Origin of the sequence: Pseudomonas sp. FP2254, from assembly GCF_030687695.1 — a bacterium.
Classification (GTDB): Bacteria; Pseudomonadota; Gammaproteobacteria; order Pseudomonadales; family Pseudomonadaceae; genus Aquipseudomonas; species Aquipseudomonas quebecensis.
Genome location: NZ_CP117444.1, coordinates 3,619,744 through 3,646,359, shown reverse-complemented (window position 1 = coordinate 3,646,359; position 26,616 = coordinate 3,619,744). Strand labels below are relative to the sequence as shown.

Here is a 26,616-nt window from a genome sequence, read left to right as displayed (position 1 = left end):
TTGTCGCGATGTCGAGTTCACGCCTTCCGCGCGTAAACCGCTCAAGCACAGGGCGCTGGCCGATTCCATGCGTGAGCAATATTCAGAAAACTCCCAGCAAGCGTAAGCCGTAATTGCTGTTTTTTCAGCAATAGCAGCTTGTTGTTACCGGTAAGACTGGAACTTGCCAGTCCCTCGCGCCACTGATTGAGCGTATTAAGCGCGCTTTGATTTGTTCGGATGATCACTGAAAGCTTAATCCTCTAATGAAAATAATCGGTATGACGGTCGTTGAGTCTGGGAGGGGAGGATGCGTGTTTCTTTTTTTAAGCGTGAAATTTTTTATCCTCGTTTGAATAACGAACAGCGGAGTATAAAAACGTCTCGGTGCGAGGCTGGGTTTATACCGATGTCGAATAATGCTTCTATCCAGCCTTTTGGTGGGGCGGCGCGGTCAATTCAAACTATCAAGTCGCCGCGTACTTACAATACCGGCTTTATGTGGAGTCAAACGTTGTTCAATACGGTGCGCAGTGTAATGGCCGTATTGGGGCGATGGTGGCAGCCTGTGCCGCCACCGCCACCAACGATTCCGTTGCCGCCCTCGGTCGTCGTACCTGACTTGCCTTCGCCCGTCAGCCCTGATGTGACACCCGGTAAAAAGCCCAGGGATATATGGAGCGGATTCCGGCAGGGCCCGGACGGCAACTGTGTGACGGTGTCTGCGATCAAGGCTGCGATGATGCGGTTTGGCCAGAAACCGTCGGATATATTTGCCGAGGTCAGACGCGTCAGTGACGGTTATCACGTAAAGATGCGAGATGGTTTTAAACTGCAGCTCAGTGAGTCCGAGTTGCAGGCCGCGGCTCGGCGGGCGCAATTTATAGGCAATGATCAGGAGATGCTGCGCGACGCACAGTTCTTATTTGCCGTGAGTGCCAAGCGAGCCCAGATGGAAAATAATGACGGCACGGCGGCGCGCAGTTTTAATCACGCCATAAGAACTTTGAATGATGGCGAATACTCCAGGGAAGGTTTACTGCGGTTAGGCTTGAAACATCATCTTAAGGCGGTGCCATTATCTGCATTGTTGAACGGCATGATCGGTACGATCGAAAGGCGCGGTCATTCAGTTGCGGTAATAGAGGGGGTCGAAGAGTTGTGGGGGCGGCGCGGTGGTAGACCTTATTGGCCGGAATCGATAACAGGCCTTATTTAAGTGGTTGCTGTTGTTTAAAGTTCGGCGGGCGTCTGCGTCATTATAAGAGTGCCGTAAACCCTTCGATCGGCAACGGTCGGCTGTGCAGGTACCCCTGGTATAAATGGCAGCCCAGTTTTTGCAGGAACGCCAGTTGCTCAGGGGTTTCCACGCCTTCGGCAATCACCTCCAGATTCAAGCTGCGGGCCATGGCCACAATGGCGCGGATGATTTCGGCATCGTTGGGGTCGTGGGTCGCGTCGCGCACGAACGATTGGTCGATTTTCAGCGCGTCCACCGGCAAGCGCTTGAGGTAGGTCAGCGACGAGTAGCCGGTGCCGAAGTCATCCATGGCAAAGCTCACGCCGAGTTTCTTCAGGCGGCGCATCTTGCTGATGGTGTCATCCAGGTTCTGGATCACGATGCCTTCGGTGATTTCCAGCTTCAGCAGGCTGCAGGGCAGGGCATGCTGCTGCAGGCTGCGCTCCACTCGCTCGACGAAGTCGTTCTGGCGGAACTGCCTGGGGCTTATGTTCACGCACAGGCTGAAATTCAACGGGTCGATCTTGCCTTCCTGAAGCAATTGCCCAAACGCCGCGCAGGCCTCATCGAGAATCCAGGTGCCGACTTCCAGGATCAGGCCGCTGTCTTCCAGCACTTTGATAAATTCCGCCGGCGACTGCGCGCCCAGTTGCGGGTGTTGCCAGCGCACCAGCGCTTCGGCGCCGACGATTGTGTTGCCGCGCGCGTCAACCTGGGGCTGGTAGTGCACGCTGAACTCGCCACGTGACAGGGCCAGGCGCAGGTCGGTTTCCATGCGCAGGCGTTCGCTGGCGGTCCTTTGCATGCTGTTGTGAAACATCTGAGTGGTGTTGCGGCCCGAGTCCTTGGCGCGGTACAGGGCGATGTCGGCACGCTTGAGCAAATCGGCCGGCGTGGAACCGTGATCGGGAATCAACGCCACGCCCATGCTTGGCGTGACCTGCAGGCGGTGACCATCCAGAAACATCGGCTCCGAGAGCAGCTCGCGCAGCGTGTTGGCCAGGCCCTGCACCTGGCGGCTGACCTCCAGGCGCGACCCCTCAAGGCCGCTGAGCAGCACCACGAACTCATCGCCGCCCAGGCGCGCCACCGTGTCTTCCATGCGCACGCTGGCCTCAAGGCGCGCCGTGACGATTTTCAGCACGGTGTCGCCCACCGGATGGCCGAGCGAGTCGTTGATGTGTTTGAAGTGATCCAGGTCCAGGAACAGCAGCGCGCCGCGCAGGTTGTGGCGCTTGAGCAAGGCAATCTGCTGGCTGAGACGGTCCATCAGCAGCGCGCGGTTGGGCAGGTTGGTCAGCGGGTCGTGGTAAGCCAAGTGACGAATCTGCGCCTGGGCGTTTTTCAACAGGCTGACGTCCCGCGCCGTCAGCAGCAGGCACGGGATTTCATTCAAAGTGATGGGCTCCACCGAGACTTCCACGGCCAGCAACTCGCCGCGCTTGTTGCGCCAGAGCATCTCCAGGTGGTTGATGCGGCCCTTTATCTGCAGTTCGGCCAGCAGCGCCGAGCGCTGGTTGTCATCGGCCCAGATGCCGATCTGGTAGAGGGTCAGGCCGATGGCTTCTTCGGACCGGTAGCCGGTCAGGCGGCAGAAGCCATCGTTGACTTCCACGTAGCGGCCGGTGTCGCGCTCGGTGATCGAGATCGCGTCCGGGCTGGAATGAAATGCCTTGGCGAATTTCTCTTCGCTGGCTTTCAGGGCGGCCTCCGAACGTTGCTGCTGAGTAATGTCGCGCAAGGTCGTAACAATGCACGGTTGATCGCCCACTTTGATCAGGCGGCTGGAAATCACACAGGTCAGGTTGCGGCCGTCCTTATGCCGGGCCACTACGGCCACATTATTCAGGGCTTTCTCCCGAATCACCCGCTCGATTCTGCCGACGCGCTGGCTGGCGTCGTTCCACAGGCCGATCTGGTCGGCGTTCTTGTCGAGCACCTCGGCGGCGGTCCAGCCGAAGGTTTGGGTAAAGGCCGGGTTGATCTCGATAAACACGCCGCTGTCCTGGCTGGTTACGCAGATCGGGTCGGGGCTGGCCTGGAACAGGCTGGCGAATTTTTCTTCGGAGGCGCTCAGGCGTTGTTCGCGTTCGACCTGGTCGGTGATGTCCAGCAGGGTCCCGGCCATGCGCAGTGGCGCACCCTGGTCGTCGCGGTACAGGCGGGCGCGGCTTTCCAAGTAACGCGAGCTGCCGTCCTCCATGGGCACGCGGTAGGTCAGTTGATAGCTGCCGGCCGGGCCTTCGCGCAGGGTACGGTAAGCGTGGCGCATGTTGTCGCGCTCTTCCTCGGGCATGCCCTCGAAGAACGCGTCGAAGGATTCATGGAAGGGCTCCGGCGGCAGGCCGTGCAGTTGGGCGGCGCGGGCCGAACCGTAGAGCATGCCGCTGGGGATGTGCCAGTCCCAGGTGCCCAGTTGCGCGGAGTCCAGGGCCAGGTCGAGGCGTTCCTGGCTGTCTTTGAGGGCTTGCTCGGCGTTCTTGCGTTCGGTGGTGTCGAGAAAGGTGCTGATCAGGTACGCCTCGCCTTCGAGCTCGACTTTTTGCGCGCTGAGCGTGCCGTCATGGACTTGGCCGTTGCTGGCGCAGAATTGCACCTCCATGGTGATGGGCTGGCCTTTGCGCTGGGTGGCTTTGACCAGTTGCGCGCGTTGTGCGGGATGGCGCCACAGGCCCAATTCCAGGGTGGTGCGGCCGAGCGCCTCGGCGAGAGGCCAGCCGAAGAGCATCTCGAAATATTGGTTGGCTTCGCTGATCAGGCCGTCGGCCTGGCGGGTCAGCAGCACCATATTCGGACACAGGTGGAACAGCGTGGCGAAGCGCTTTTCGGAGTGCCTGAGGGCACGTTCGCGCTCGCGCTGCTCAGTGATCTCGCGGATCACGCCGATCATGCGGCGACGTCCGGCTTTGTCCGGCAGCAGGCTACCGTTGACTTCCAGCCAATGGTACGTGCCATCGGGCCATTGGATGCGGTGGTGCATGGCCTGTTCGAACGGCTCGCCCGCCAGCACCGCATGAAAAGCGCGCACCACGCGGGCGCGGTCGGCCGGGTCCAGCAGTTCGAGGTAGTCCAGGTCCTTGGGCAAGGGCTGGCGTGGATCGAAACCGAACAGCGCCTGGGTGCCCCGTGACCAACTGATACGCCCGCTGTCGATGTCCCAGCACCAGGCGCCCAATCGCGCGGCGTTCAGCGCGGCCAGCAGTTGCGGGGCGCTGTCCCAGCTTTGTTCGGCCTCGCGAGGGTCGAGGGCGTAGATGCGAGGCAGCGGTGGCACGGAATCGACGGGGGTGCGCATTATCAAAGGGCCTTGGCTCACTCATGGGCAAACAGCGCGGCTTGACTTCAGGAAGCCGGGACGCACAGGCTCATGCCGGTTGCCCCGGCAATTCGACCTGAGCATCCAACAGGCTCATAAAAGCCCGCGCAGCGTTCGACAGCGTCCTTTCGGTGTGCACGATATAGCCTAGCTGGCGACTGAGCTGTATGCCCGGCAAAGCGACACTGGCCACCTGGTCGTCGAGCATGGTGCGCGGCAGCACGCTCCAGGCCAGGCCGATGGACACCATCATCTTGATGGTTTCCAGGTAGTTGGTGCTCATCGCGATATTCGGGGTAAGCCCCTGGGCCTCGAACAGCCGGCTGACGATATGGTGGGTAAACGTGTTGCCGCCGGGGAACACCGCAGGGTGGCCGGCAATATCGGCCAGGCTCACACGGCCATGGCTGGCCAGGCTGTGTTCCGGCGCGACCACGAAATCCAGTGGGTCGTCCCACACCGGGGTGGCACTTACCAGGTGATGAGGATCGGGCGCCAGGGTGATCACCGCCACTTCAGCGCGGCCATGCAGGATTTCTTCGTAGGCCACTTCCGAATCCAGAAACTGAATATCCAGCGCCACATTAGGAAATTGCCGGGTAAACGTGCGCAGCACCGGGGGCAAGCGATGCAGTCCGATGTGGTGGCTGGTGGCGAGGGTAAGCCGTCCGCTGACTTCGCCGTTGAGGTTGGTGAGGGCACGGCGGGTGTCGTCCAGCACATTGAGGATTTGATACGCGCGCGGCAGCAGGGCGCGCCCGGCTTCGGTCAGGCCGACCTCGCGCCCCAGGCGATCGAACAATCGTACGTTGAGCTGCTGCTCCAGGCCGGCAATGCGCTTGCTGATGGCCGGCTGCGTCAGGTGCAGGCGCTCACCGGCCCCGGAAAAGCTGCCGGTTTCAGCGATGGCAATAAAAGCATTGAGGTTGGCCAGGTCCATTGTCGTATTCCAGTTGGTAATCCAAAGCATAAAAAATATGAATTTGAGTTATTTAATGTAGCGCCATACCATCAGCCTCACAAGCCAAAGGGTTATTGAAAAGCCCGGCGTATGAAACACCGCTGATGAGGACCGACTGATGGCCGGCAAAACGCTTTACGACAAGCTTTGGGATTCCCATGAAGTGAAACGGCGCGATGACGGGTCGTCGCTGATCTACATCGACCGTCACATCATCCATGAAGTGACCTCGCCCCAAGCGTTCGAAGGCCTGCGACTGGCCGGGCGCAAGCCTTGGCGCGTCGACTCCATCATTGCTACCCCGGACCACAACGTACCGACCACTCCAGAGCGCAAGGGCGGCATCGAAGCGATCGCCGACCAGGTGTCGCGCCTGCAGGTGCAGACGCTCGACGATTACTGCGATGAATATGGCATCACCGAATTCAAGATGAATGACGTGCGTCAAGGCATCGTGCACGTGATCGGCCCGGAGCAGGGCGCCACCTTGCCGGGCATGACCGTGGTCTGCGGCGACTCGCACACCTCCACCCACGGTGCATTCGGCGCCCTGGCCCATGGCATCGGCACCTCCGAGGTGGAACATGTGTTCGCGACCCAGTGTCTGGTCGCCAAAAAGATGAAGAACATGCTGGTACGCGTCGAAGGCACCTTGCCGTTCGGCGTGACCGCCAAGGACATCGTCCTCGCGGTGATCGGCAAGATCGGCACCGCCGGCGGTAACGGCCACGCCATCGAGTTCGCCGGCAGCGCGATCCGCGATTTGTCCATCGAAGGCCGCATGACCATCTGCAACATGTCCATCGAAGCCGGTGCGCGTGTGGGCATGGTGGCGGCGGATGAGAAGACCGTTGAATACGTCAAAGGTCGTCCATTCGCACCGCAGGGCGACGATTGGGACGCTGCGGTCGAAGCCTGGAAGGACCTGGTGTCCGATGCCGATGCGGTGTTCGACACCGTGGTTGAACTCGACGCTGCCCAGATCAAGCCGCAAGTCAGCTGGGGCACTTCGCCGGAAATGGTGCTGGCCGTCGACCAGAACGTGCCGGACCCGGCGCAGGAAGCCGATCTGGTCAAGCGTGGTTCCATCGAGCGCGCCTTGAAGTACATGGGTTTGAAGGCCAACCAGGCGATCACCGACATCCAGCTGGATCGCGTGTTTATCGGTTCCTGCACCAACTCGCGGATCGAAGACCTGCGCGCCGCGGCGGTGATCGCCAAAGGCCGCAAAGTGGCTTCGACCATCAAGCAAGCCATCGTGGTGCCGGGCTCGGGCCTGGTCAAAGCGCAAGCCGAGGCCGAGGGCCTGGACAAGATCTTCCTCGAAGCCGGTTTCGAGTGGCGTGAACCGGGCTGCTCGATGTGCCTGGCGATGAACCCGGACCGTTTGGAATCCGGCGAGCATTGCGCGTCCACCTCCAACCGTAACTTCGAAGGGCGCCAGGGCGCCGGTGGGCGAACCCACCTGGTCAGCCCGGCCATGGCCGCTGCGGCTGCCGTCAACGGTCGTTTCATCGACGTTCGCGAATTGATCTGAGGAATACCCGATGCGAGCTTTTACCCAACACACCGGTCTTGTCGCACCGTTGGACCGTGCCAACGTCGACACTGACCAGATCATCCCCAAGCAATTCCTGAAGTCGATCAAGCGCACCGGCTTCGGCCCTAACCTGTTTGACGAGTGGCGTTACCTGGACGTGGGCTACGCCTATCAGGACAACTCCAAGCGCCCGCTCAACAAGGATTTCGTGCTCAACGCCGAGCGTTACCAAGGCGCCAGTGTATTGCTGGCCCGGGAAAACTTCGGTTGCGGCTCCAGCCGTGAACACGCGCCGTGGGCGCTGGAAGAGTACGGCTTTCGCAGCATCATCGCGCCGAGCTTTGCCGACATCTTCTTCAACAACAGCTTCAAGAACGGCCTGTTGCCGATCATCCTGAGCGACGCCGAGGTGGACGAGCTGTTCCAGCAAGTGGAAGCCACTGTGGGCTACCAGTTGACCGTAGACCTGGCCGCGCAGACCGTGACCCGTCCGGACGGCAAGGTGTACCACTTTGAAGTGGATGCCTTCCGCAAACACTGCCTGCTCAATGGCCTGGACGATATCGGCCTGACCCTGCAGGACGGCGATGCGATTGCGGCGTTCGAAGCCAAACACCGGGCCAGCCAGCCTTGGTTGTTTCGTGACGCGTAAATTGATGTAGGCAGGACCGCCGCCATCGGGGGCAAGCCCCTCCCACAGGGGCCTGCATTCCAAATGTGGGAGGGGGCTTGCCCCCGATGAGGCCAGTGTTAACAACACAAATCCAGGGGAAACACCATGAACGCCACCGCCCACACCCAAGTCGTGCAAAAACAATTCGGCGAACAGGCCTCGGCCTACCTGAGCAGTGCCGTGCACGCCCAGGGCACCGAATTCGCGCTGCTCCAGGCCGAGCTGGCCGGGCAGGGCAGTGCACGACTGCTGGACTTGGGCTGCGGTGCCGGTCATGTGAGTTTCCATGTAGCGCCATTGGTCAAGGAAGTCGTGGCCTACGACCTGTCCCAGCAGATGCTCGACGTAGTGGCTGGCGCCGCGCAGGATCGCGGTCTCACCAATATCAGCACGGTAAACGGCGCCGCCGAGCGCCTGCCGTTTGCCGACGGCGAGTTCGATTTTGTATTCAGCCGCTATTCGGCTCACCACTGGAGCGACTTGGGCCTGGCCCTGCGCGAAGTGCGCCGGGTGCTCAAGCCGGGCGGTGTGGCGGCCTTTATCGATGTGTTGTCACCCGGCAGCCCGTTGCTGGACACTTACCTGCAAACCGTCGAAGTGCTGCGCGACACCAGTCATGTGCGCGATTACTCTGGCGCTGAGTGGATGCGCCAGCTCAGCGAAGCCGGCTTGCACGTGCGCAACAGCAGCCGCCAGCGTCTGCGCCTGGAATACACCTCCTGGGTCGAGCGCATGCGTACACCGCAGGCGTTGCGCGCGGCGATCCTTGAGTTACAGCAGGCGATGGGCCAGGAAGTGCGCGATTACTACGAGATTCAGGCCGACGGCACTTTCAGCACCGACGTGCTGGTGGTCTGGGCCGAACGCTGATTAATTTTCCCGACCCGCCCGCGGGCAGGTCGCTCGATGAAATGAGGAACCCATGAGCAAGCAGATTCTGATTCTCCCTGGCGACGGTATTGGTCCGGAAATCATGGCCGAAGCAGTCAAGGTCCTGGAGCTTGCCAACAGCAAGTACAGCCTGGGCTTCGAATTGAGTCACGACGTGATCGGCGGCGCTGCCATCGACAAGCACGGCGTGCCCCTGGCCGACGAAACCCTGGACCGCGCCCGCGCCGCCGATGCGGTGCTGCTGGGCGCCGTGGGCGGGCCGAAATGGGACAAGATCGAGCGTGATATCCGCCCTGAGCGCGGCCTGCTGAAAATCCGCGCGCAACTGGGCCTGTTCGGCAATCTGCGCCCGGCGATCCTCTACCCGCAGCTGGCCGATGCGTCGAGCCTCAAGCCGGAGGTGGTGTCGGGCCTGGACATCCTGATCGTGCGCGAGCTGACCGGTGGTATCTATTTCGGCGCGCCACGCGGTGTGCGCGAGCTGGAAAATGGCGAGCGCCAGGCCTATGACACCCTGCCGTACAGCGAGAGCGAAATCCGCCGTATCGCCCGTGTCGGTTTCGACATGGCCCGCGTACGCGGCAAGAAGGTCTGCTCGGTGGACAAGGCCAACGTCCTGGCTTCCAGCCAACTGTGGCGCGAGATCGTCGAGGAAGTGGCCAAGGACTACCCGGACGTCGAACTGAGCCATATGTACGTCGACAACGCGGCGATGCAGCTGGTACGCGCGCCCAAGCAGTTCGACGTCATCGTCACCGACAACCTGTTCGGCGACATCCTGTCCGACCAGGCCTCGATGCTCACCGGTTCCATCGGCATGCTGCCCTCGGCGTCTCTGGATACCCACAATAAGGGCATGTACGAGCCGTGCCACGGTTCGGCGCCGGACATCGCCGGGCAGGGCATTGCCAACCCGTTGGCGACTATTCTGTCGGTGTCGATGATGCTGCGTTACAGCTTCAACCTGAGCGACGCGGCGGATGCCATCGAGAAGGCCGTGAGCCTGGTGCTGGACCAGGGCCTGCGCACCGGCGACATCTGGTCGCAGGGTTGCACCCGGGTCGGTACGCAAGAAATGGGCGACGCAGTAGTCGCCGCGCTGCGGAATCTGTAATCTCTCGGGCCCGCTTGCAGTTGTTGCTGCAAGGCGGCCCACTTTTTAACAAGGTGTAGTTGCGATGAAACGTGTAGGTCTGATCGGTTGGCGCGGTATGGTCGGTTCCGTGCTCATGCAGCGGATGCTGGAAGAGCAGGATTTCGATCTTATTGAGCCGGTGTTTTTCACCACGTCGAACGTGGGTGGCCAAGGGCCGTCCGTGGGCAAGGACATTGCTCCGCTCAAGGATGCCTACAGCATTGACGAGCTCAAGACCCTCGACGTGATCCTGACCTGCCAGGGTGGCGACTACACCAGCGAAGTGTTCCCCAAGCTGCGCGAAGCCGGCTGGCAGGGCTACTGGATCGATGCCGCCTCGAGCCTGCGCATGCAGGATGACGCGGTGATTATCCTCGACCCGGTCAACCGCAAGGTCATCGACCAGCAACTGGACGCCGGCACCAAGAACTACGTCGGCGGCAACTGCACCGTCAGCCTGATGCTGATGGGCCTGGGCGGCCTGTTCGAAGCCGGGCTGGTCGAGTGGATGAGCGCCATGACCTATCAGGCCGCTTCCGGCGCCGGCGCGCAGAACATGCGCGAGCTGATCAAGCAGATGGGCGCGACCCACGCGGCTGTCGCCGATCAATTGGCCGACCCGGCCAGCGCGATCCTCGACATCGACCGCCGCGTGGCCGAAGCCATGCGCAGCGATGCTTACCCGACCGAGAACTTCGGTGTGCCTTTGGCCGGCAGCCTGATCCCGTGGATCGACAAGGAACTGCCCAACGGCCAGAGCCGTGAGGAATGGAAGGCCCAGGCCGAGACCAACAAGATCCTTGGTCGCTTCAAGAGTCCGATCCCGGTCGACGGTATCTGCGTGCGCATCGGCGCCATGCGTTGCCACAGCCAGGCGCTGACCATCAAACTGAACAAAGACGTGCCGATCGCCGATATCGAATCGTTGATCAGCCAGCACAACCCATGGGTCAAGCTGGTGCCGAACAACCGCGAGATCAGCATGCAGGAGCTGAGCCCGACCAAGGTCACCGGCACCCTGAACGTGCCGGTGGGCCGTCTGCGCAAGCTGAACATGGGCACCCAGTACCTGGGCGCGTTCACCGTCGGCGACCAGCTGCTGTGGGGCGCGGCCGAACCGCTGCGTCGCATGTTGCGGATTCTGCTGGAGCGTTGATCGCCTGAGGCGTTAAGAGAAACCCGCGTTCTGGTGACAGGCGCGGGTTTTTTGTTGTGCGTTCGGGCGCTATCGGGGCAAGCCCCCTCCCACAGTGGAATGTATTCACAATTCAAAGGTGGGAGGGGGCTTGCCCCCGATAGCGCCATCCGCCCCACCACACCCCCACACCAATTGCCTCACTCCCGGCCACCCGGTAAAGTGCCGCTCCCCCCGCACTGCCCGAGGCTACCGCCATGACCCAGACCTTTGAAATCGCCGTGATCGGCGCCACCGGCACCGTGGGTGAAACCCTGGTGCAGATTCTCGAAGAGTTGGATTTTCCGGTAGGCACCCTGTACCTGTTGGCGGGCAGTAACTCCGCCGGGGCCTCGGTGCCGTTTCGTGGCAAGAACGTGCGGGTCAGGGAGGTCGATGAGTTCGACTTCAGCAAAGCGCAGCTGGCGTTTTTCGCCGCCGGTCCGGCCGTGACCGTAAGCTTCGCCCCGCGCGCCACCGCGGCGGGTTGCTCGGTGATCGATCTGTCGGGCGCGCTGCCCGCCGAGCAGGCACCGCACGTGGTGCCGGAGGCCAATGCCCATGTACTGGACGGCATGCGCAAACCTTTCCAGCTTGGCAGCCCGAGCCCATCGGCGACCCACCTGGCGGTGGTGCTTGCCCCGCTGCGGGGTCTGCTGGATATCCAGCGCGTGAGCGTCACCGCCTGCCTGGCTGTGTCGGCCCAGGGGCGCGAAGCTGTCAGTGAGCTGGCGCGGCAGACGGCGGAGCTGCTTAATGTACGCCCGTTGGAACCGACGTTCTTTGATCGTCAGATGGCCTTTAACTTGCTGGCGCAGGTCGGAAAGCCCGATGCCCAGGGGCATACCGACCTGGAGAAAAGGCTGATACACGAATTGCGTGCCGTGCTGGACACTCCGTTGCTGAAAATTAGCGCAACGTGCGTTCAAGCCCCGGTGTTTTTTGGCGATAGCCTGACAGTGTCCCTGCAGCTGGCGGCGCCGGTCGACCTGGCCGCCGTGAATCGTGCACTGGATGCGGCGCCAGGCATTGAACGGGTCGAGGAGGGCGATTACCCGACTGCCGTAGGTGACGCAGTGGGCCAGGATGTGGTCTATGTTGGGCGTATACGTGCCGGCGTGGATGACCCGGCGGAACTAAATCTTTGGGTGACGTCAGATAACGTACGCAAAGGCGCCGCGCTGAACGCCGTGCAACTGGCGCAGTTGTTGATAAAAGGCCTTGCGTAAAAGATACTTGGCGGCAATTTGTAGATTGATTCTAACCAGGCGCTATGCTTGGCCCCAAGCAGGAACAATTGCGCGTCGGTGACCTATCGGCTCGCCATGCCTTATATGGCAGCGGTTACCAACCTTCTCGCAAGCCGGGGAGTGTTCAAACAAAGGATGAGGCTATGGTTCAAGTTCGCAAACTGGTGTTAGCAATAGCGGCCGCCTCGGCGCTGTCCTCCGGTATGGCGCAGGCGCTCCAGTTGGGGGAGATGACCCTCAAGTCGAAGCTGAACCAGCCCTTGTCGGTGGAAATCGAATTGCTCGATGTCGGTGGCCTGACGGCTTCCGAGATCACGCCGAGCCTGGCGTCGTCTCAGGCGTTTGTGGATGCCGGGGTTGACCGTCAGGCGTTTCTCAACGACCTGACGTTTACCCCGGTGGTCAACCCCAACGGCCGCAGCGTGGTGCGCGTCACCTCCAGCAAGCCATTGCCCGATTCCTACATCCGGTTCCTGCTGCAGGTGCAGTGGCCCAACGGCCGTTTGATGCGTGACTACAGCGTGCTGCTTGATCCGGCCAAGTTCGATCAGCCGGCGACCACCGCCGCAGCGGCACCACGTTTGAATGCGCCCGCCACTGTCGCACCGGCGGTGACCAGGCCCGCCCAGCACGTCACCACCTCCCGCGACACACTCTGGGAAATCGCCGAAAAAAACCGCAATGGCGGCTCGGTGCAGCAGACCATGCTGGCCATCCAGGCGCTTAACCCGAATGCGTTTGTCGACGGCAACATCAATCGCCTCAAAACCGGCCAGGTCCTGCGCCTGCCGGACACCGTGCAAAGCACGGCGCTGCCGCAACCCCAGGCGATTGCCGAGGTAAGGGCGCAGAACGATGCCTGGCGTCAGGGGCGGCGCAGTGCGGCCAACCAGCCGGCCGGTAAGCAGCAACTGGATGCTACCAGGCGCACCCAGGCAGGCAACGCGCCCGCAACCACTGGAACCCAGGACAACCTGAGCCTGGTTTCTGCTGAGGCGGCTAAGAAGGGCGCCAAGGGCAAGGCCGGCGACAGCCAGGTACTCAGCGACAAGCTGGCAATGACTCAGGAACAGCTGGACACCACGCGCCGCGACAACGAAGAGCTGAAAAGCCGTGCCGCCGACCTGCAGAGCCAGCTCGACAAACTGCAAAAGCTGATTCAACTGAAAAACGATCAACTGGCGCGTCTGCAGGCTGAAAAAGTCGACCCCGCCGCCGCGGCGACAGCGGCCATCCCGGCACAGCTGGCCGCCGACCCCGCCGCAACCCCGGCCGTGCCTCCCGCCGCGGCTGAAACAACCCCGGCCACGCCCGCACCGGTAGCGCCTGCGCCTGAGCCGATCAAGGCGGACGCGGCGCCTGCTACGCCGACCGAGGGCAAGTTCAACGAGCTGCTGACCAACCCGATTGTGCTCGGTGTGGTCGGCGGTGCGGCAGCCTTGATTGCGTTGTTGCTCCTGTTGCTGTTCGTGCGCCATCGCAACGCTCGTCGCGAGGAAGAAAAGCACCTGCGTATGGCGCGTGCGCTGGCCGAAGAGCCTGAGTTCAGCTCCAATATCGACCAGGACCTGCCGCCGGACAGCTTCGAAGGCCTTGAAGTACCGCCGCCGAACGTCAAGCTGGCGGCTACGCCGTCACCTGCGCCGGTGATCGAGCCGGTGGTCGCCGCACCGACCGTTGCCTCCGTGCTGGCGCCGCTGGCCGCCGCCGTGGCGCCGCAGAACGCCAATGACGCCTTGGCGCTGGCTCAGTCACATATTGATCGTGGCCTGCTCAACCAGGCCGCCGATGTGCTGGAACAAGCGATCAAGCATGAGCCCAAGCGCAGCGATCTGCGCCTGAAGCTGATGGAAGTCTACGGCCTGCAAAACGACAAGGACGGCTTCGTGACCCAGGAGCGTCAACTGGTGGCCAACGGTGAAAACCACGCCCAGGTCGAGCAGCTCAAGGCACGGTTCCCGGCAATGGCGGTACTCGCCGCAGGTGTCAGCGCAGCGGTCGCCGCGGCGGCCCTCGACGCGCAGTACGTCAAGGAGTTGCTGGAAGACAAGCCGGCGGCGGCGCCCGAGAACTTCGATACGGATTTCGACCTGAGCCTGGACGAGCTGGAATCGACGTCGCCGGCCGAGCTCAAGGGTGATCAGCAGACGTTCGAATCGCTGCTCAAGGAGCAGACCCAAGCCAATGCGGCCAAAGATGACCTCTCGGATTTCGACTTGCAGTTGGATGCACCGACGTCGACCCAATCGGATGAGGATTTCCTCTCGGGCCTGGAAGGCGAGATGAAAGACGTGCCGGCCGTCGAGCCGCCAACCCTGACGCCGGCCGCGCTGGAAGACTTCGACCTGCCGGAAGACTTTGACTTGTCCCTGGCGGACGAGCCCGAGTCAGAGGCCAAGCCGGACGCGTTCGCTTCGGAGCTGAATGACGTCAACGCGGAGTTGGACCGTTTGTCCCAGAGCCTTGAACCTCCAACCTTCACGGCGCAGGACGCCGCGTTGGGCGACGATGAGCCTGAGTTCGACTTCCTCTCCGGTACGGATGAAGTGGCGACCAAGCTGGACCTGGCCCAGGCCTACATCGACATGGGCGACGCCGACGGCGCGCGGGATATCCTTTCCGAAGTGCTGACCGAGGGTGACGAAGGGCAGCGCGGCGAGGCCAAGGAGATGCTCGGCCGGCTGGCATGATCGTCGTTCAGTGATACTGCGGCGGCCTTCGGGCCGCCGTTTTGCTTTGCGGCTCTGCAAACCCATGGCGTCCCAAGCATGTCGCCTTATAATGGCGGCTTTTGCGCAACTCATCAGGCTCTCAGTTCTTGGCAAATATAGATAACGCGGCCGCCGAAATGGCGGCCGCAGGCTTTTACCGCATCGCCCTGGGCGTGGAATACAAAGGCTCGCGCTATCGCGGCTGGCAGCGTCAAGCGTCAGGCGTGCCGACGGTGCAGGAAACCCTGGAGAACGCGCTGTCCAAAGTCGCCGCCTCGCCGGTGTCGCTGATGTGCGCCGGGCGTACCGATGCCGGCGTGCATGCCTGCGGCCAAGTGGTGCATTTCGACACCCAGGCCGAGCGCACGATGAAGGCTTGGGTGATGGGGGCCAATATCAATTTGCCCCATGATGTCAGCGTCAGTTGGGCCAAGGTGATGCCTGCGCATTTTCATGCGCGCTTCAAGGCCATCGCGCGGCGCTACCGCTACGTGATCTACAACGACCAGATCCGTCCGGCGCACCTCAATCAAGAAATCACCTGGAACCACCGCCCGCTGGACGCCGAACGCATGGCCGAGGCCGCGCAGCATCTGGTCGGCGTGCATGATTTCAGCGCGTTCCGTGCCGGCCAGTGCCAGGCCAAGTCGCCGATCAAGGAAGTCCATCACCTGCGTGTGAGCCGACACGGCAAGATGATTGTGCTGGATATTCGCGCCGGGGCGTTCCTTCACCATATGGTGCGCAACATCGCCGGCGTGCTGATGACTATCGGCGCTGGCGAGCGTCCGGTGGAATGGGCCAGGGAAGTGCTGGAAAGCCGTATCCGCCGCACCGGTGGGGTGACCGCGCACCCGTTCGGCCTGTACCTGGTGCAGGTTGAATATCGGGATGAGTTCGAGTTGCCGGAGCGCTTCATCGGTCCACACTTCCTCACAGGTTTCAGTGAACTTGGCGGCTGACGCCCGGAATAGCTTTTGTTACCATCCGGGACTTTCTCGGCTCAACCCCTGAGGTTTCTACGATATGTCCGCCGTTCGCAGCAAGATTTGCGGGATTACCCGCATGGAAGACGCGTTGGCGGCCGTCGAGGCGGGGGCGGATGCCATCGGTCTGGTGTTTTACGCCAAGAGCCCGCGGTCGGTGAATGTATTGCAGGCGCGGGCGATCATTGCCGCATTGCCGCCGTTTGTGACCACCGTGGGGCTGTTCGTCAACGCCAGTCGCTGCGAACTCAACGAAACCCTGGATGCCGTGCCGCTGGACATGCTGCAGTTCCATGGTGATGAAACCCCCGACGAATGCGAAAGCTACCAGCGCCCCTATATCAAGGCGCTGAGGGTCAAGGCCGGTGATGATATCGCCAGTGCCTGCGCCGCCTATGCCGGTGCGCGCGGAATACTGCTGGATACCTATGTCGACGGAGTGCCGGGCGGCACCGGTGAAGCGTTCGATTGGACGCTGATCCCCGAAGGGCTGAGCAAGCCGATTATCCTGGCCGGCGGGCTCACCCCGGCGAATGTCGGCGACGCCATCCGGCAGGTGCGGCCCTACGCGGTGGACGTCAGCGGTGGGGTGGAGCAGGCCAAGGGCATCAAGGATCACAGCAGGATTCGCGCGTTCATGCAGGCCGTGCGCAACAGCAGTGGCGGGATGTGACGGCTGGCAGTCTGCCGCCGTCCATAACTACCACTGTGTAAAACAGCCCGACGCCGCCTGCGGGTGGCTCGGAAACGAAGTGGCAACCTTGCATCGGCAGGTTGTCTGGAAGGCTGAGGGCACAGGCTGGAAATGGCAGGTCGAACGTCTGACCCCGTCCAGTCTGTGTTATCGCCACATATGAATTTAGCTCAAGGGCATACGCGGGGCTGAGTTCAAGCCACCGGTACTGGAGAAAGAAAGCATGAGCAACTGGTTAGTAGACAAACTGATCCCTTCGATCATGCGTTCCGAGGTGAAGAAAAGCTCGGTTCCTGAAGGTCTGTGGCACAAGTGCCCATCCTGCGACGCGGTGCTCTACCGCCCTGAGCTGGAAAAGACCCTGGACGTTTGCCCCAAGTGCAACCACCACATGCGCATTGGCGCTCGCGCCCGCATTGACATCTTCCTGGACGCCGACGGCCGCAATGAACTGGGCGCCGACCTGGAGCCGGTCGATCGGCTCAAATTCCGCGACGGCAAGAAATACAAGGATCGTTTGACCGCAGCGCAAAAGCAGACCGGCGAGAAAGACGCGCTGATCTCCGTCAGCGGCAAGCTGCTGGGTATGCCTGTCGTGGTGTCGGCATTCGAATTCTCCTTCATGGGCGGCTCCATGGGCGCCATCGTCGGTGAGCGCTTCGTGCGCGCGGCCAACTATGCGCTGGAAAATCGCTGCCCGATGATCTGCTTCGCCGCCTCCGGTGGCGCGCGCATGCAGGAAGCCTTGATCTCCCTGATGCAAATGGCCAAGACCTCCGCGGTACTGGCGCGTCTGCGCGAAGAAGGCATTCCGTTTATCTCCGTGCTGACCGACCCGGTCTATGGTGGGGTTTCCGCCAGCCTGGCGATGCTCGGCGATGTGATCGTCGGCGAGCCGAAAGCCTTGATCGGTTTTGCCGGCCCGCGTGTGATCGAGCAGACGGTACGCGAAAAACTGCCGGAAGGTTTCCAGCGCAGCGAGTTCCTGCTGGAGCACGGCGCCATCGACATGATCATCCCGCGCGGCGAACTGCGTCCGCGCCTGGGCAACCTGCTGGCGCAAATGATGGGCTTGCCGACGCCTGTTTACGTCGCGCCTAAAGTCGAGCCCATCGTTGTGCCGCCGGTGCCTGCAAACCTATGACCCAGCGGACCCTGGGCGAGTGGCTCGCCTACCTTGAGCAGTTGCATCCTTCCGCCATCGATATGGGCCTGGAGCGCTCGCAACAGGTAGCGGCCCGCCTGGGGTTGGGCCGGCCGGCGCCGCGTGTGATCACGGTGACCGGCACCAACGGCAAAGGCTCGACCTGTGCCTTTGTCGCCGCGTTGTTGCAGGCCCAGGGCCTGAGCGTGGGCGTGTACAGCTCGCCGCACCTGCTGCGCTACAACGAACGGGTGCAGATCAACGGCGTCCAGGTCACTGATGCACAACTGTGCGAGGCCTTCGCCGCGCTCGATGCCGGGCGTGGCGATATTTCCCTGACTTACTTCGAAATGGGCACCCTGGCGGCGTTCTGGCTGTTCGAGCGCGCGCAGCTGGATGTGGTGGTGCTGGAAGTGGGCCTGGGCGGGCGCCTGGACACGGTCAACGTGGTGGATGCCGACCTGGCGCTGGTCACCAGCATTGGCGTGGATCACGCCGATTACCTGGGTAATACCCGCGAGTCCGTGGCGTTCGAGAAGGCCGGCATATTCCGTCAGGGCAAGCCTGCACTGTGCGGTGATCTTGACCCGCCGCAGCCGTTGCTGGACAAAGTACGCGCGCTGGATTGCCCGTTTTACCTGCGTGGGCGCGATTTCAATCTTGAGATAGGTGATCAGTACTGGCACTGGCAAGGGCGCGATGCGCGCGGCCAGGTCGTGACAGTGCCGGAGCTGCCACTGTTGAACCTGCCGATGGAGAACGCCGCCCTGGCGCTGCAGGCCTATCTGCTGCTGGATCTGCCCTGGCACGCCGAACAGATCGCGGCGACGTTGCTGGCGACCCGCATCACCGGGCGACTGGATCGTCGGGTGGTCGAATGGCAGGGCAAACGCCTGAATGTGTTGCTGGATGTCGGTCATAACCCCCACGCCGCCGAATACCTGGCACGGCGCCTGGCGCGCACGCCGCCGATCGGGCGTCGTCTGGCGGTCTTCGGCCTGCTGGCCGACAAAGACCTGGAAGGGGTGATTGCGCCTTTGCTGGGCAGCGTCCAGGCGTGGGCGGTAGCGCCGCTGGATACGCCGCGCAGTCGTCCCGCCTCGGAATTGGCGGCGGCGCTGCAGAACCTTGGTGCTCCGGTGACGTCGTATGCAAGCGTCATCGCTGCCCTTGAGGCGCAGTGTGCGGTGGCAACGGCCGAGGACGAGATTCTGTTGTTCGGATCATTTTATTGTGTTGCCGAGGCGCTCGAGTGGTTGGCCCGGCGCTCCACGGAGGAAGCTGCACATGGCATTACTGGATAGCGCTTATAAGCAGCGGATGGTCGGCGCGCTGGTGCTGGTGGCATTGGCGGTTATTTTCCTGCCGATGTTGTTTTCCCGTCAGGACGAACAACGCCAGGTCGTGGTCGAGGCGCCAGCTGCGCCGCAGGCACCGGTAATGCCGCAGGTACAGGTCGAGCCGGTAGTGGTGCCTGAGCCACAGGCCTTGCCGGAAGAAGAGCCCGTGTCGAGCGAGTCGGACGTGGCGGCGCAGCAGGCGCCGTCGATGCCGGTGCAGCCAAGCGTGCCGGTCGTCAAGCCAGCGCCCGCCGTGGCCGCCAAACCTGCCGCGCCGGCCCCCGCGCCCAAGCCGGTGGCGCCACAGCCTGCCGCGCCGGGCAAGCCGGAGGTAGGGCAGAGCCGTATCGACCCGAATGGCCTGTCGATCAGTTGGTCGATCCAGGTCGCCAGCCTGGGTAATCGCGAGGGCGCCGAGGCGTTGCAGAAAAAACTGCGCAGCCAGGGCTATAACTCCTATATCCGCAGCGCCGATGGCAAGAACCGCGTGTTTATCGGCCCGCTGATCGAGCGCGCCGAAGCGGACCGCTTGCGGGACTTGCTGGATCGGCAGCAGGGCCTGAAAGGGTTCGTAACTCGTTTCCAGCCTGAGCGTGGCTGAGCCAGCATCGTTTAAACCGGCAAGCCAATCACATGGGGCAGGGGGCTTGCCCATGGGTTTAGTGGTGAGGTTGAAATGTGATGGCTTCGCCACAAACTATTGATTTGCAAAGCAGCCGCAATCACCGCTTACCGATAGCCCGACGCTCTGCTAAAATGCGCCGCCTTATCTGTCCGTAGGCTCAAACGTGCCATTTACCTGGGTTGATTGGGCGATTGTCGCAATCGTCGCCATCTCCGCTTTGATCAGTCTAAGCCGCGGCTTCGTCAAAGAAGCACTGTCGTTGCTGACCTGGATCATCGCAGGAGTCGTAGCCTGGATGTTCGGTGGTTCACTGTCGGTTTACCTGGCCGGTTACATCGAGACACCTTCGGCTCGCGTCATCGCGGGCTGCGCCATCATGTTCATCGCCACGCTGCTGGTGGGGGCAATGGTCAATTATCTTATTGGCGAGTTGATACGTGTCACCGGTCTCTCCGGGACCGATCGATTTCTCGGCATGGCCTTCGGCGCCGCGCGTGGCGCGTTGCTGGTGGTCGTGGCGGTCGGGCTGTTGAGCCTGGGGCCGGTACAGCAGGATGCATGGTGGCAGGAGTCGGTACTCGTGCCAAAATTTCTATTGGTTGCAGATTGGTCCAAGAACCTCATATTGGGGTGGAGCAGTCAGTGGCTGGCCAGCGGCATCAGCGTACCCGCTGATATGCCGTTCAAGGAGCACCTCTTACCGGCCAAAACGCCTCAGTAAGCGGTACTCAGTCAAGATCCATTAAGTAGGGGTTGCGTCGCATGTGTGGCATCGTCGGTATCGTCGGTAAGTCGAACGTCAATCAGGCGCTGTATGACGCGCTAACCGTCCTCCAGCACCGCGGCCAGGACGCTGCCGGTATTGTGACCAGCCACGACGGCCGGTTGTTCCTGCGCAAGGATAATGGCCTGGTACGTGACGTGTTCCATCAGCGTCACATGCAGCGCCTGGTCGGACACATGGGCATCGGCCATGTGCGCTACCCGACTGCCGGCAGCTCGACGTCGGCCGAAGCTCAGCCGTTCTACGTCAACTCGCCTTACGGCATCACCCTGGCGCACAACGGTAATCTCACCAACGTTGAACAACTGGCCAAGGAGATTTACGAATCTGACCTGCGCCATGTCAACACCAGCTCCGACTCGGAAGTGTTGCTCAACGTGTTCGCCCATGAGCTGGCCCAGCGCGGCAAGCTGCAACCCACCGAAGAAGACGTATTCGCCGCCGTCACCGACGTGCACAACCGTTGCGTAGGTGGCTACGCGGTAGTGGCCATGGTGACCGGCTACGGCATCGTCGGTTTCCGCGACCCCCATGGCATCCGCCCGATCGTGTTCGGCCAGCGTCACACCGACGAAGGCGTCGAGTACATGATCGCTTCGGAAAGCGTGTCCCTGGACGTGCTGGGCTTCACTCTGATTCGCGACCTCGCGCCGGGCGAAGCGGTGTACATCACCGAAGACGGCAAGCTGCACACGCGTCAGTGCGCCGTGGCGCCGAAACTCACGCCGTGCATCTTCGAGCACGTCTACCTGGCGCGTCCGGATTCGATCATCGACGGCGTTTCGGTATACAAGGCGCGCCTGCGCATGGGCGAGAAGCTGGCCGACAAGATCCTGCGCGAGCGTCCCGAGCATGACATCGACGTGGTGATCCCGATCCCGGATACCAGCCGTACCGCTGCGCTGGAGCTGGCCAACCACCTGGGCGTCAAGTTCCGCGAAGGGTTCGTCAAGAACCGCTATATCGGCCGTACCTTCATCATGCCGGGCCAGGCCGCGCGCAAAAAATCGGTGCGCCAGAAGCTCAACGCCATCGAGCTGGAGTTCCGTGGCAAGAACGTGATGCTGGTGGACGACTCCATCGTGCGCGGCACCACTTGCAAGCAGATCATTCAGATGGCCCGTGAAGCCGGTGCGAAGAACGTGTATTTCTGTTCCGCCGCACCCGCCGTGCGCTACCCGAACGTGTACGGTATCGACATGCCGAGCGCCCATGAGCTGATCGCCCACAATCGCACGACCCAGGACGTGGCCGATCTGATCGGCGCCGACTGGCTGATCTATCAGGACCTGCCGGACCTGATCGAAGCGGTCGGTGGCGGCAAGATCAAGATCGATCAGTTCGACTGCGCTGTGTTCGACGGCAAGTACGTGACCGGGGATGTCGACGAGGCCTACCTGAACAAGATCGAGCAGGCGCGTAACGACTCGTCCAAGATCAAGACCCAGGCGGTCAGCGCGATCATCGATCTGTACAACAACTGAGTAGACACCGGCCCTGAGGGGCCGGTTTTGTATCTTAAATACCGTATTGAGTAAGGAGTGGCAGCATGAGTCAGGAATGGGATGCCGGTCGGTTGGACAGCGACCTCGATGGCGTAGCTTTCGATACCCTGGCTGTGCGTGCCGGCCAGCATCGCACGCCGGAAGGCGAGCATGGCGACCCGATGTTCTTCACCTCCAGCTACGTGTTCCGCACTGCCGCTGATGCCGCTGCGCGTTTTGCCGGTGAAGTGCCGGGCAACGTGTACTCGCGTTACACCAACCCGACCGTGCGCGCATTCGAAGAGCGCATCGCGGCCCTGGAAGGCGCCGAGCAAGCGGTGGCTACCGCGACCGGCATGGCAGCCATCATGGCGGTGGTGATGAGCCTGTGCAGTGCCGGCGATCATGTGCTGGTGTCGCGCAGTGTGTTCGGCTCGACCATCAGCCTGTTCGAAAAATATTTCAAGCGCTTCGGCGTCGAAGTGGACTACGTGCCCTTGGCGGACCTGTCCGGCTGGGACGCGGCGATCAAGGCCAACACCAAGCTGCTGTTTGTCGAGTCGCCGTCCAACCCATTGGCCGAGCTGGTGGACATCGCTGCCCTGGCCGAAGTGGCGCATGCCAAAGGTGCGATGCTGGTGGTCGATAACTGCTTCTGCACGCCCGCCTTGCAGCAGCCGCTGAAGCTGGGCGCGGACGTTGTGGTGCATTCGGCGACCAAGTTCATCGACGGCCAGGGTCGTTGCATGGGCGGTGTGGTGGCCGGTCGTGGCGAACAGATGAAGGAAGTGGTGGGCTTTCTGCGCACCGCCGGCCCGACCTTGAGCCCATTCAACGCCTGGATCTTCCTCAAGGGCCTGGAGACTCTCAACCTGCGCATGAAAGCCCATTGTGCCAATGCCCAGGCCCTGGCCGAGTGGCTGGAGCAGCAGGACGGCATCGAAAAGGTTCACTACGCAGGCCTCAAGAGCCACCCGCAGCACGAGTTGGCCCAGCGTCAGCAGCGGGGGTTTGGCGCTGTGGTGAGTTTTGAGGTCAAAGGCGGCAAGGACGGCGCCTGGCGATTTATCGACGCCACGCGTTTGATCTCCATTACCGCCAACCTGGGTGACAGCAAAACCACCATTACCCATCCGAGCACCACGTCCCACGGGCGCCTGGCACCGCAGGAGCGGGAAGCGGCCGGCATCCGTGACAGCCTGATCCGCGTCGCGGTGGGCCTGGAAGATGTGGCTGACCTGCAGGCCGACCTGGCTCGCGGGCTGGCGGCCTTGTGATCGAGTGGTCCATGGAAGCTGCGGTCGCCAGTAACGGTCGTGTTGCCCTGGTGACCGGCGCGGCGCGTGGCATTGGTTTGGGCATTGCGGCGTGGTTGATCAGCGAGGGTTGGCAGGTCGTATTGACCGACCTGGATCGCGAGCGTGGAGCCAAAGTGTCCACGGTGCTGGGCGACAATGCCTGGTTTATCAGCATGGACGTGGCGGACGAAAAACAGGTCGCCCAAGGGGTTGCCGAAGTGCTCGGACAATTCGGGCGCCTGGATGCGCTGGTGTGCAATGCGGCGGTTGCCGACCCGCATAACATCACGCTGGAAAGCCTGGATCTGGCGTACTGGAATCGTGTGCTGGCGGTTAACCTCAGCGGGCCGATGTTGCTGGCCAAGCACTGTGCGCCCTACCTGCGAGCCCACGGTGGTGCGATCGTCAACCTGGCCTCGACCCGTGCGCGGCAGTCGGAGCCGGACTGTGAAGCCTATGCGGCGAGCAAGGGTGGGCTGCTGGCGCTGACTCACGCGCTGGCCATCAGCCTGGGACCGGAAGTACGGGTCAATGCCGTCAGCCCGGGATGGATTGATGCGCGTGATCCCGCAGCGCGGCGCGCCGAACCGTTGAGTGACGCCGATCATGCCCAGCATCCGGCCGGTCGAGTGGGGACGGTGGAGGATGTGGCGGCGATGGTGGCGTGGCTGCTGTCGCGCCAGGCCGAGTTCGTGACGGGGCAAGAGTTCGTCGTGGACGGTGGTATGAGCAAGAAGATGATTTACAGCGAGTAGGGCGCATGCCTGTCTTGAAGCCATTTTGTCTTTTTCGGAAAAACTTCAAGCGGGCTATTGACTTAGGTCGGCTACCTGCGTAAATTTCGCGGCCTCAACGAAGCAAAGGGTGATTAGCTCAGCTGGGAGAGCATCTGCCTTACAAGCAGAGGGTCGGCGGTTCGATCCCGTCATCACCCACCACTTCTTGAGAGTTTTGCCTTCGGGCAGGACGCAACGTTAAAGGTTGCACCGACGCGCAGCGGTAGTTCAGTCGGTTAGAATACCGGCCTGTCACGCCGGGGGTCGCGGGTTCGAGTCCCGTCCGCTGCGCCATATTTTCCAGGTTCGATACGTCGGGCCTGAGATCGAACAGCCCAGGTTGATTGATCAGAAGTTAACGACGTGGTTGAGGTGTGTGTTCAACCGGTCAAGCGATACGCAGCGGTAGTTCAGTCGGTTAGAATACCGGCCTGTCACGCCGGGGGTCGCGGGTTCGAGTCCCGTCCGCTGCGCCATATCTGCCCCAAGGCCCACTGAACGCCTTGGAGCACGAAGCAAACTCAACGTTGCTTTGATTCGATAGCAAAGACCCTGGTCGAAAGACCGGGGTTTTTTGTTTGTGCGATTTGAAACGCGTACTGAAGCTGAAGCCGGCGAACCGGCTCCAGTGGTCTATCAGAAGCCCAGCTTGTCCCGCAGCCCGTAATACCACGCCCCCAGTGCGGCAAAAGGCGTGCGCAGCAGCTGCCCGCCCGGAAACGGATAGTGCGGCAGGTCGGCAAACGCATCAAAACGCTCGGCCTGACCTCTCAATGCCTCCGCCAGTACCTTGCCTGCCAAGTGCGTGTACGTTACCCCGTGACCGCTGCAGCCCTGGGAATAGTAGATGTTGTCGCCCAGTCGCCCGACCTGAGGCAGGCGCGACAGCGTCAGCAGGAAGTTGCCGGTCCAGGCGTAATCGATCTTCACGTCTTTGAGTTGCGGGAAGGCTTTGAGCATCTTCGGTCGGATGATGGCCTCGATATTGGCCGGATCACGCGCGCCGTACACTACGCCACCGCCGAAGATCAGGCGCTTGTCGCTGGTCAGGCGATAGTAGTCGAGCAGGTAGTTGCAGTCTTCAACGCAGTAATCCTGCGGCAGCAGCGACTTGGCCAGCTCATCGCCCAGCGGCGCAGTGGTGATGACCTGAGTGCCGCACGGCATCGACTTGGCCGCCAGCTCCGGCACCAGGTTACCCAGGTAGGCGTTCCCCGCGACGATGATGAACTTGGCCCTGACTCTGCCTTCGGCCGTGTGCACCACCGGGTTCGCGCCGCGCTCGATTCGTACGGCGGCTGATTGCTCGTAGATCGTACCGCCCAGGGATTCCACCGCAGCGGCTTCGCCGAGTGCCAGGTTCAGCGGATGGATGTGGCCGCCGCTCATGTCCAGCAAACCGCCCACATAGTTCTCGCAGGCCACCACGTCGCGGATACGACGCTGGTCGAGCAGCTCCAATTGCGTATGGCCGTAGCGCTCCCACAGGCGTTTTTGCGATTCCAGGTGAGCCATGTGCTTGCCGTTGAGTGCCGCGAAAACGCCACCGTCCTTTAAGTCGCACTGGATTTGATACTTAGCTACCCGCTCGCGAATGATCCGGCCTCCCTCAAACGCCATCTGCCCCAGCAACTGCGCCTGCTTGGGGCCGACGCTGCGCTCGATCACGTCGATATCGCGGCTGTAGCTGTTAACAATCTGCCCACCGTTGCGACCCGAGGCGCCGAACCCCACCTTGGCGGCCTCCAGCACCGTCACGCGAAAGCCGTTCTCGAGCAGGAACAATGCGCTGGAAAGGCCGGTATAGCCGGCGCCGATGACGCACACATCGGTTTCGATCTCGCCTTGCAGCACGGGGCGAGGTGGAACGGCGTTAGCGGAAGCGGCGTAATACGACTGGGGGTAGGGGGTGTTCGCCATCCTGGAACCTCTGTTTTATATTTTTTACGAGTGCGCCGATCCTACCCGAGTTGAAAATCGGCCGCCAGCCATGCAAAAAAAGCGGGCAGGGTGCGCTTCAATAAAAAATTCGCATATTCATAGGGTTAGCTGCAAAAAAGATGTTGACACCCCTTTGGAATTCCGTAGAATGCCGCCTCACAGCAGGCACGTAGCTCAGTTGGTTAGAGCACCACCTTGACATGGTGGGGGTCGTTGGTTCGAGTCCAATCGCGCCTACCAAACAAAATCCGCTCTGCTGGGCGGTCTAGAAGGGCTCACCGAAAGGTGGGCCCTTTTTTGTTGGTGCGCCAGGCATGGCGCGTTGCGCGAAGCGCAACCAGCTTGGCTATGGTGGCCACGCTGGTGACTTGGAGGTGAAAGTCCTCTACACACCCGGCAAGGGGAAGTGTTAGCCAGAGGCAAGGGTGTCGCGGGTGACCGCGAATCTGAAGGAAGCCCGAGGCAAAATGCTGGCCTGACGAACAGGAAGCGGATAGAGGCGGCACAGCGGGGTAAGAAGGCCAATATCTTCAAAGCCCAATACTTGCACGGAGCGCTGTGACGTAGATCCGACAGGCATAAGCAGGAAGGTCGCGCGAATTACCCTGGGAGATCTGCACGTTTGCCATTGTGCTACCGAGCGTCGAGAGGCGACGGGATGAACCTGCAGAAGT

General features: G+C 61.8%; 20 protein-coding genes and 4 tRNA genes. 21 read left to right on the top strand and 3 right to left on the bottom strand.

From position 1 onward, the window contains the following. Positions 1 to 289: 289 nt before the first annotated feature. The gene (locus PSH94_RS16715) at positions 290 to 1,198 is read left to right on the top strand and encodes a hypothetical protein (RefSeq protein ID WP_305435365.1); all 909 of its coding nucleotides are present in this window, start codon (positions 290 to 292) and stop codon (positions 1,196 to 1,198) included. A 40-nt stretch (positions 1,199 to 1,238) separates the two neighbouring features. Here the strand turns inward: PSH94_RS16715 and PSH94_RS16710 are convergent, their stop codons facing one another. Beyond that, complete coding sequence (locus PSH94_RS16710; protein WP_305435363.1) at positions 1,239 to 4,514, bottom strand: PAS domain S-box protein; 3,276 nt, start codon at positions 4,512 to 4,514, stop codon at positions 1,239 to 1,241. A 70-nt stretch (positions 4,515 to 4,584) separates the two neighbouring features. Next, positions 4,585 to 5,475, bottom strand: coding sequence for a LysR family transcriptional regulator (locus PSH94_RS16705; protein WP_305435361.1), 891 nt, complete (start codon positions 5,473 to 5,475; stop codon positions 4,585 to 4,587). A gap of 139 nt (positions 5,476 to 5,614) precedes the next feature. Between PSH94_RS16705 and leuC the strand changes: the two genes are divergently transcribed. The 19 genes from leuC (at position 5,615) to PSH94_RS16610 (ending at position 24,477) form a co-directional block, all read left to right on the top strand. Beyond that, positions 5,615 to 7,033, top strand: coding sequence for a 3-isopropylmalate dehydratase large subunit (leuC, locus tag PSH94_RS16700; protein WP_266246156.1), 1,419 nt, complete (start codon positions 5,615 to 5,617; stop codon positions 7,031 to 7,033). A gap of 10 nt (positions 7,034 to 7,043) precedes the next feature. Beyond that, positions 7,044 to 7,688 (top strand): 3-isopropylmalate dehydratase small subunit, encoded by a 645-nt coding sequence (gene leuD / locus PSH94_RS16695; protein WP_034099174.1) that lies wholly within the window; start codon positions 7,044 to 7,046, stop codon positions 7,686 to 7,688. A gap of 126 nt (positions 7,689 to 7,814) precedes the next feature. Beyond that, positions 7,815 to 8,579, top strand: a complete 765-nt coding sequence (locus PSH94_RS16690; protein ID WP_253508540.1) for a class I SAM-dependent methyltransferase — start codon at positions 7,815 to 7,817, stop codon at positions 8,577 to 8,579. Between the two features lie 52 nt (positions 8,580 to 8,631). Beyond that, the gene (gene leuB / locus PSH94_RS16685; RefSeq protein WP_181081915.1) at positions 8,632 to 9,714 is read left to right on the top strand and encodes a 3-isopropylmalate dehydrogenase; all 1,083 of its coding nucleotides are present in this window, start codon (positions 8,632 to 8,634) and stop codon (positions 9,712 to 9,714) included. A gap of 64 nt (positions 9,715 to 9,778) precedes the next feature. Further along, positions 9,779 to 10,891 carry an aspartate-semialdehyde dehydrogenase gene (asd, locus tag PSH94_RS16680; RefSeq protein ID WP_181081916.1) on the top strand — a complete coding sequence of 371 codons (1,113 nt, stop codon included), beginning with the start codon at positions 9,779 to 9,781 and terminating at the stop codon, positions 10,889 to 10,891. Positions 10,892 to 11,127: 236 nt separating this feature from the next. Beyond that, on the top strand, positions 11,128 to 12,138 hold the full coding sequence (locus PSH94_RS16675) for an aspartate-semialdehyde dehydrogenase (protein WP_181081666.1): 1,011 nt from the start codon (positions 11,128 to 11,130) through the stop codon (positions 12,136 to 12,138). A gap of 164 nt (positions 12,139 to 12,302) precedes the next feature. Then, positions 12,303 to 14,849 (top strand): FimV/HubP family polar landmark protein, encoded by a 2,547-nt coding sequence (locus PSH94_RS16670; protein ID WP_305435356.1) that lies wholly within the window; start codon positions 12,303 to 12,305, stop codon positions 14,847 to 14,849. A gap of 158 nt (positions 14,850 to 15,007) precedes the next feature. Further along, on the top strand, positions 15,008 to 15,832 hold the full coding sequence (truA, locus tag PSH94_RS16665; protein ID WP_181081669.1) for a tRNA pseudouridine(38-40) synthase TruA: 825 nt from the start codon (positions 15,008 to 15,010) through the stop codon (positions 15,830 to 15,832). Between the two features lie 64 nt (positions 15,833 to 15,896). After that, positions 15,897 to 16,529: a phosphoribosylanthranilate isomerase gene (locus tag PSH94_RS16660; RefSeq protein WP_181081664.1), complete on the top strand. Its 633-nt coding sequence runs from the start codon at positions 15,897 to 15,899 to the stop codon at positions 16,527 to 16,529. Positions 16,530 to 16,773: 244 nt separating this feature from the next. Further along, a complete protein-coding gene (accD, locus tag PSH94_RS16655; protein ID WP_034099158.1) occupies positions 16,774 to 17,694 on the top strand; it encodes an acetyl-CoA carboxylase, carboxyltransferase subunit beta in 921 nt (306 codons plus the stop codon). After that, a complete protein-coding gene (gene folC, locus PSH94_RS16650) occupies positions 17,691 to 18,998 on the top strand; it encodes a bifunctional tetrahydrofolate synthase/dihydrofolate synthase (RefSeq protein WP_305435354.1) in 1,308 nt (435 codons plus the stop codon). Before accD ends, folC begins: the two co-directional genes overlap by 4 nt. Beyond that, the gene (locus PSH94_RS16645; RefSeq protein ID WP_305435352.1) at positions 18,982 to 19,635 is read left to right on the top strand and encodes an SPOR domain-containing protein; all 654 of its coding nucleotides are present in this window, start codon (positions 18,982 to 18,984) and stop codon (positions 19,633 to 19,635) included. The genes folC and PSH94_RS16645 overlap by 17 nt, the downstream gene beginning before the upstream one ends. A 187-nt stretch (positions 19,636 to 19,822) precedes the next feature. Next, positions 19,823 to 20,380: a CvpA family protein gene (locus PSH94_RS16640; protein WP_034099153.1), complete on the top strand. Its 558-nt coding sequence runs from the start codon at positions 19,823 to 19,825 to the stop codon at positions 20,378 to 20,380. Positions 20,381 to 20,421: 41 nt separating this feature from the next. After that, positions 20,422 to 21,927 carry an amidophosphoribosyltransferase gene (gene purF / locus PSH94_RS16635; RefSeq protein WP_181081661.1) on the top strand — a complete coding sequence of 502 codons (1,506 nt, stop codon included), beginning with the start codon at positions 20,422 to 20,424 and terminating at the stop codon, positions 21,925 to 21,927. A 65-nt stretch (positions 21,928 to 21,992) separates the two neighbouring features. Beyond that, positions 21,993 to 23,204 (top strand): O-succinylhomoserine sulfhydrylase, encoded by a 1,212-nt coding sequence (locus tag PSH94_RS16630; protein WP_181081660.1) that lies wholly within the window; start codon positions 21,993 to 21,995, stop codon positions 23,202 to 23,204. A gap of 11 nt (positions 23,205 to 23,215) precedes the next feature. Beyond that, positions 23,216 to 23,980 carry an SDR family oxidoreductase gene (locus tag PSH94_RS16625; RefSeq protein ID WP_305435350.1) on the top strand — a complete coding sequence of 255 codons (765 nt, stop codon included), beginning with the start codon at positions 23,216 to 23,218 and terminating at the stop codon, positions 23,978 to 23,980. Positions 23,981 to 24,087: 107 nt separating this feature from the next. After that, a tRNA-Val gene (locus tag PSH94_RS16620) sits at positions 24,088 to 24,163 on the top strand. A 55-nt stretch (positions 24,164 to 24,218) separates the two neighbouring features. After that, positions 24,219 to 24,295: transfer RNA gene (locus PSH94_RS16615), tRNA-Asp, on the top strand. A 105-nt stretch (positions 24,296 to 24,400) separates the two neighbouring features. Then, positions 24,401 to 24,477, top strand: a tRNA-Asp gene (locus tag PSH94_RS16610). Between the two features lie 160 nt (positions 24,478 to 24,637). On the opposite strand, the gene PSH94_RS16605 is transcribed toward PSH94_RS16610, so the two are convergent. After that, positions 24,638 to 25,921 (bottom strand): FAD-binding oxidoreductase, encoded by a 1,284-nt coding sequence (locus tag PSH94_RS16605; RefSeq protein WP_181081658.1) that lies wholly within the window; start codon positions 25,919 to 25,921, stop codon positions 24,638 to 24,640. Positions 25,922 to 26,105: 184 nt separating this feature from the next. Between PSH94_RS16605 and PSH94_RS16600 the strand changes: the two genes are divergently transcribed. After that, a tRNA-Val gene (locus PSH94_RS16600) sits at positions 26,106 to 26,182 on the top strand. The last annotated feature ends 434 nt before the right edge of the window (positions 26,183 to 26,616 follow it).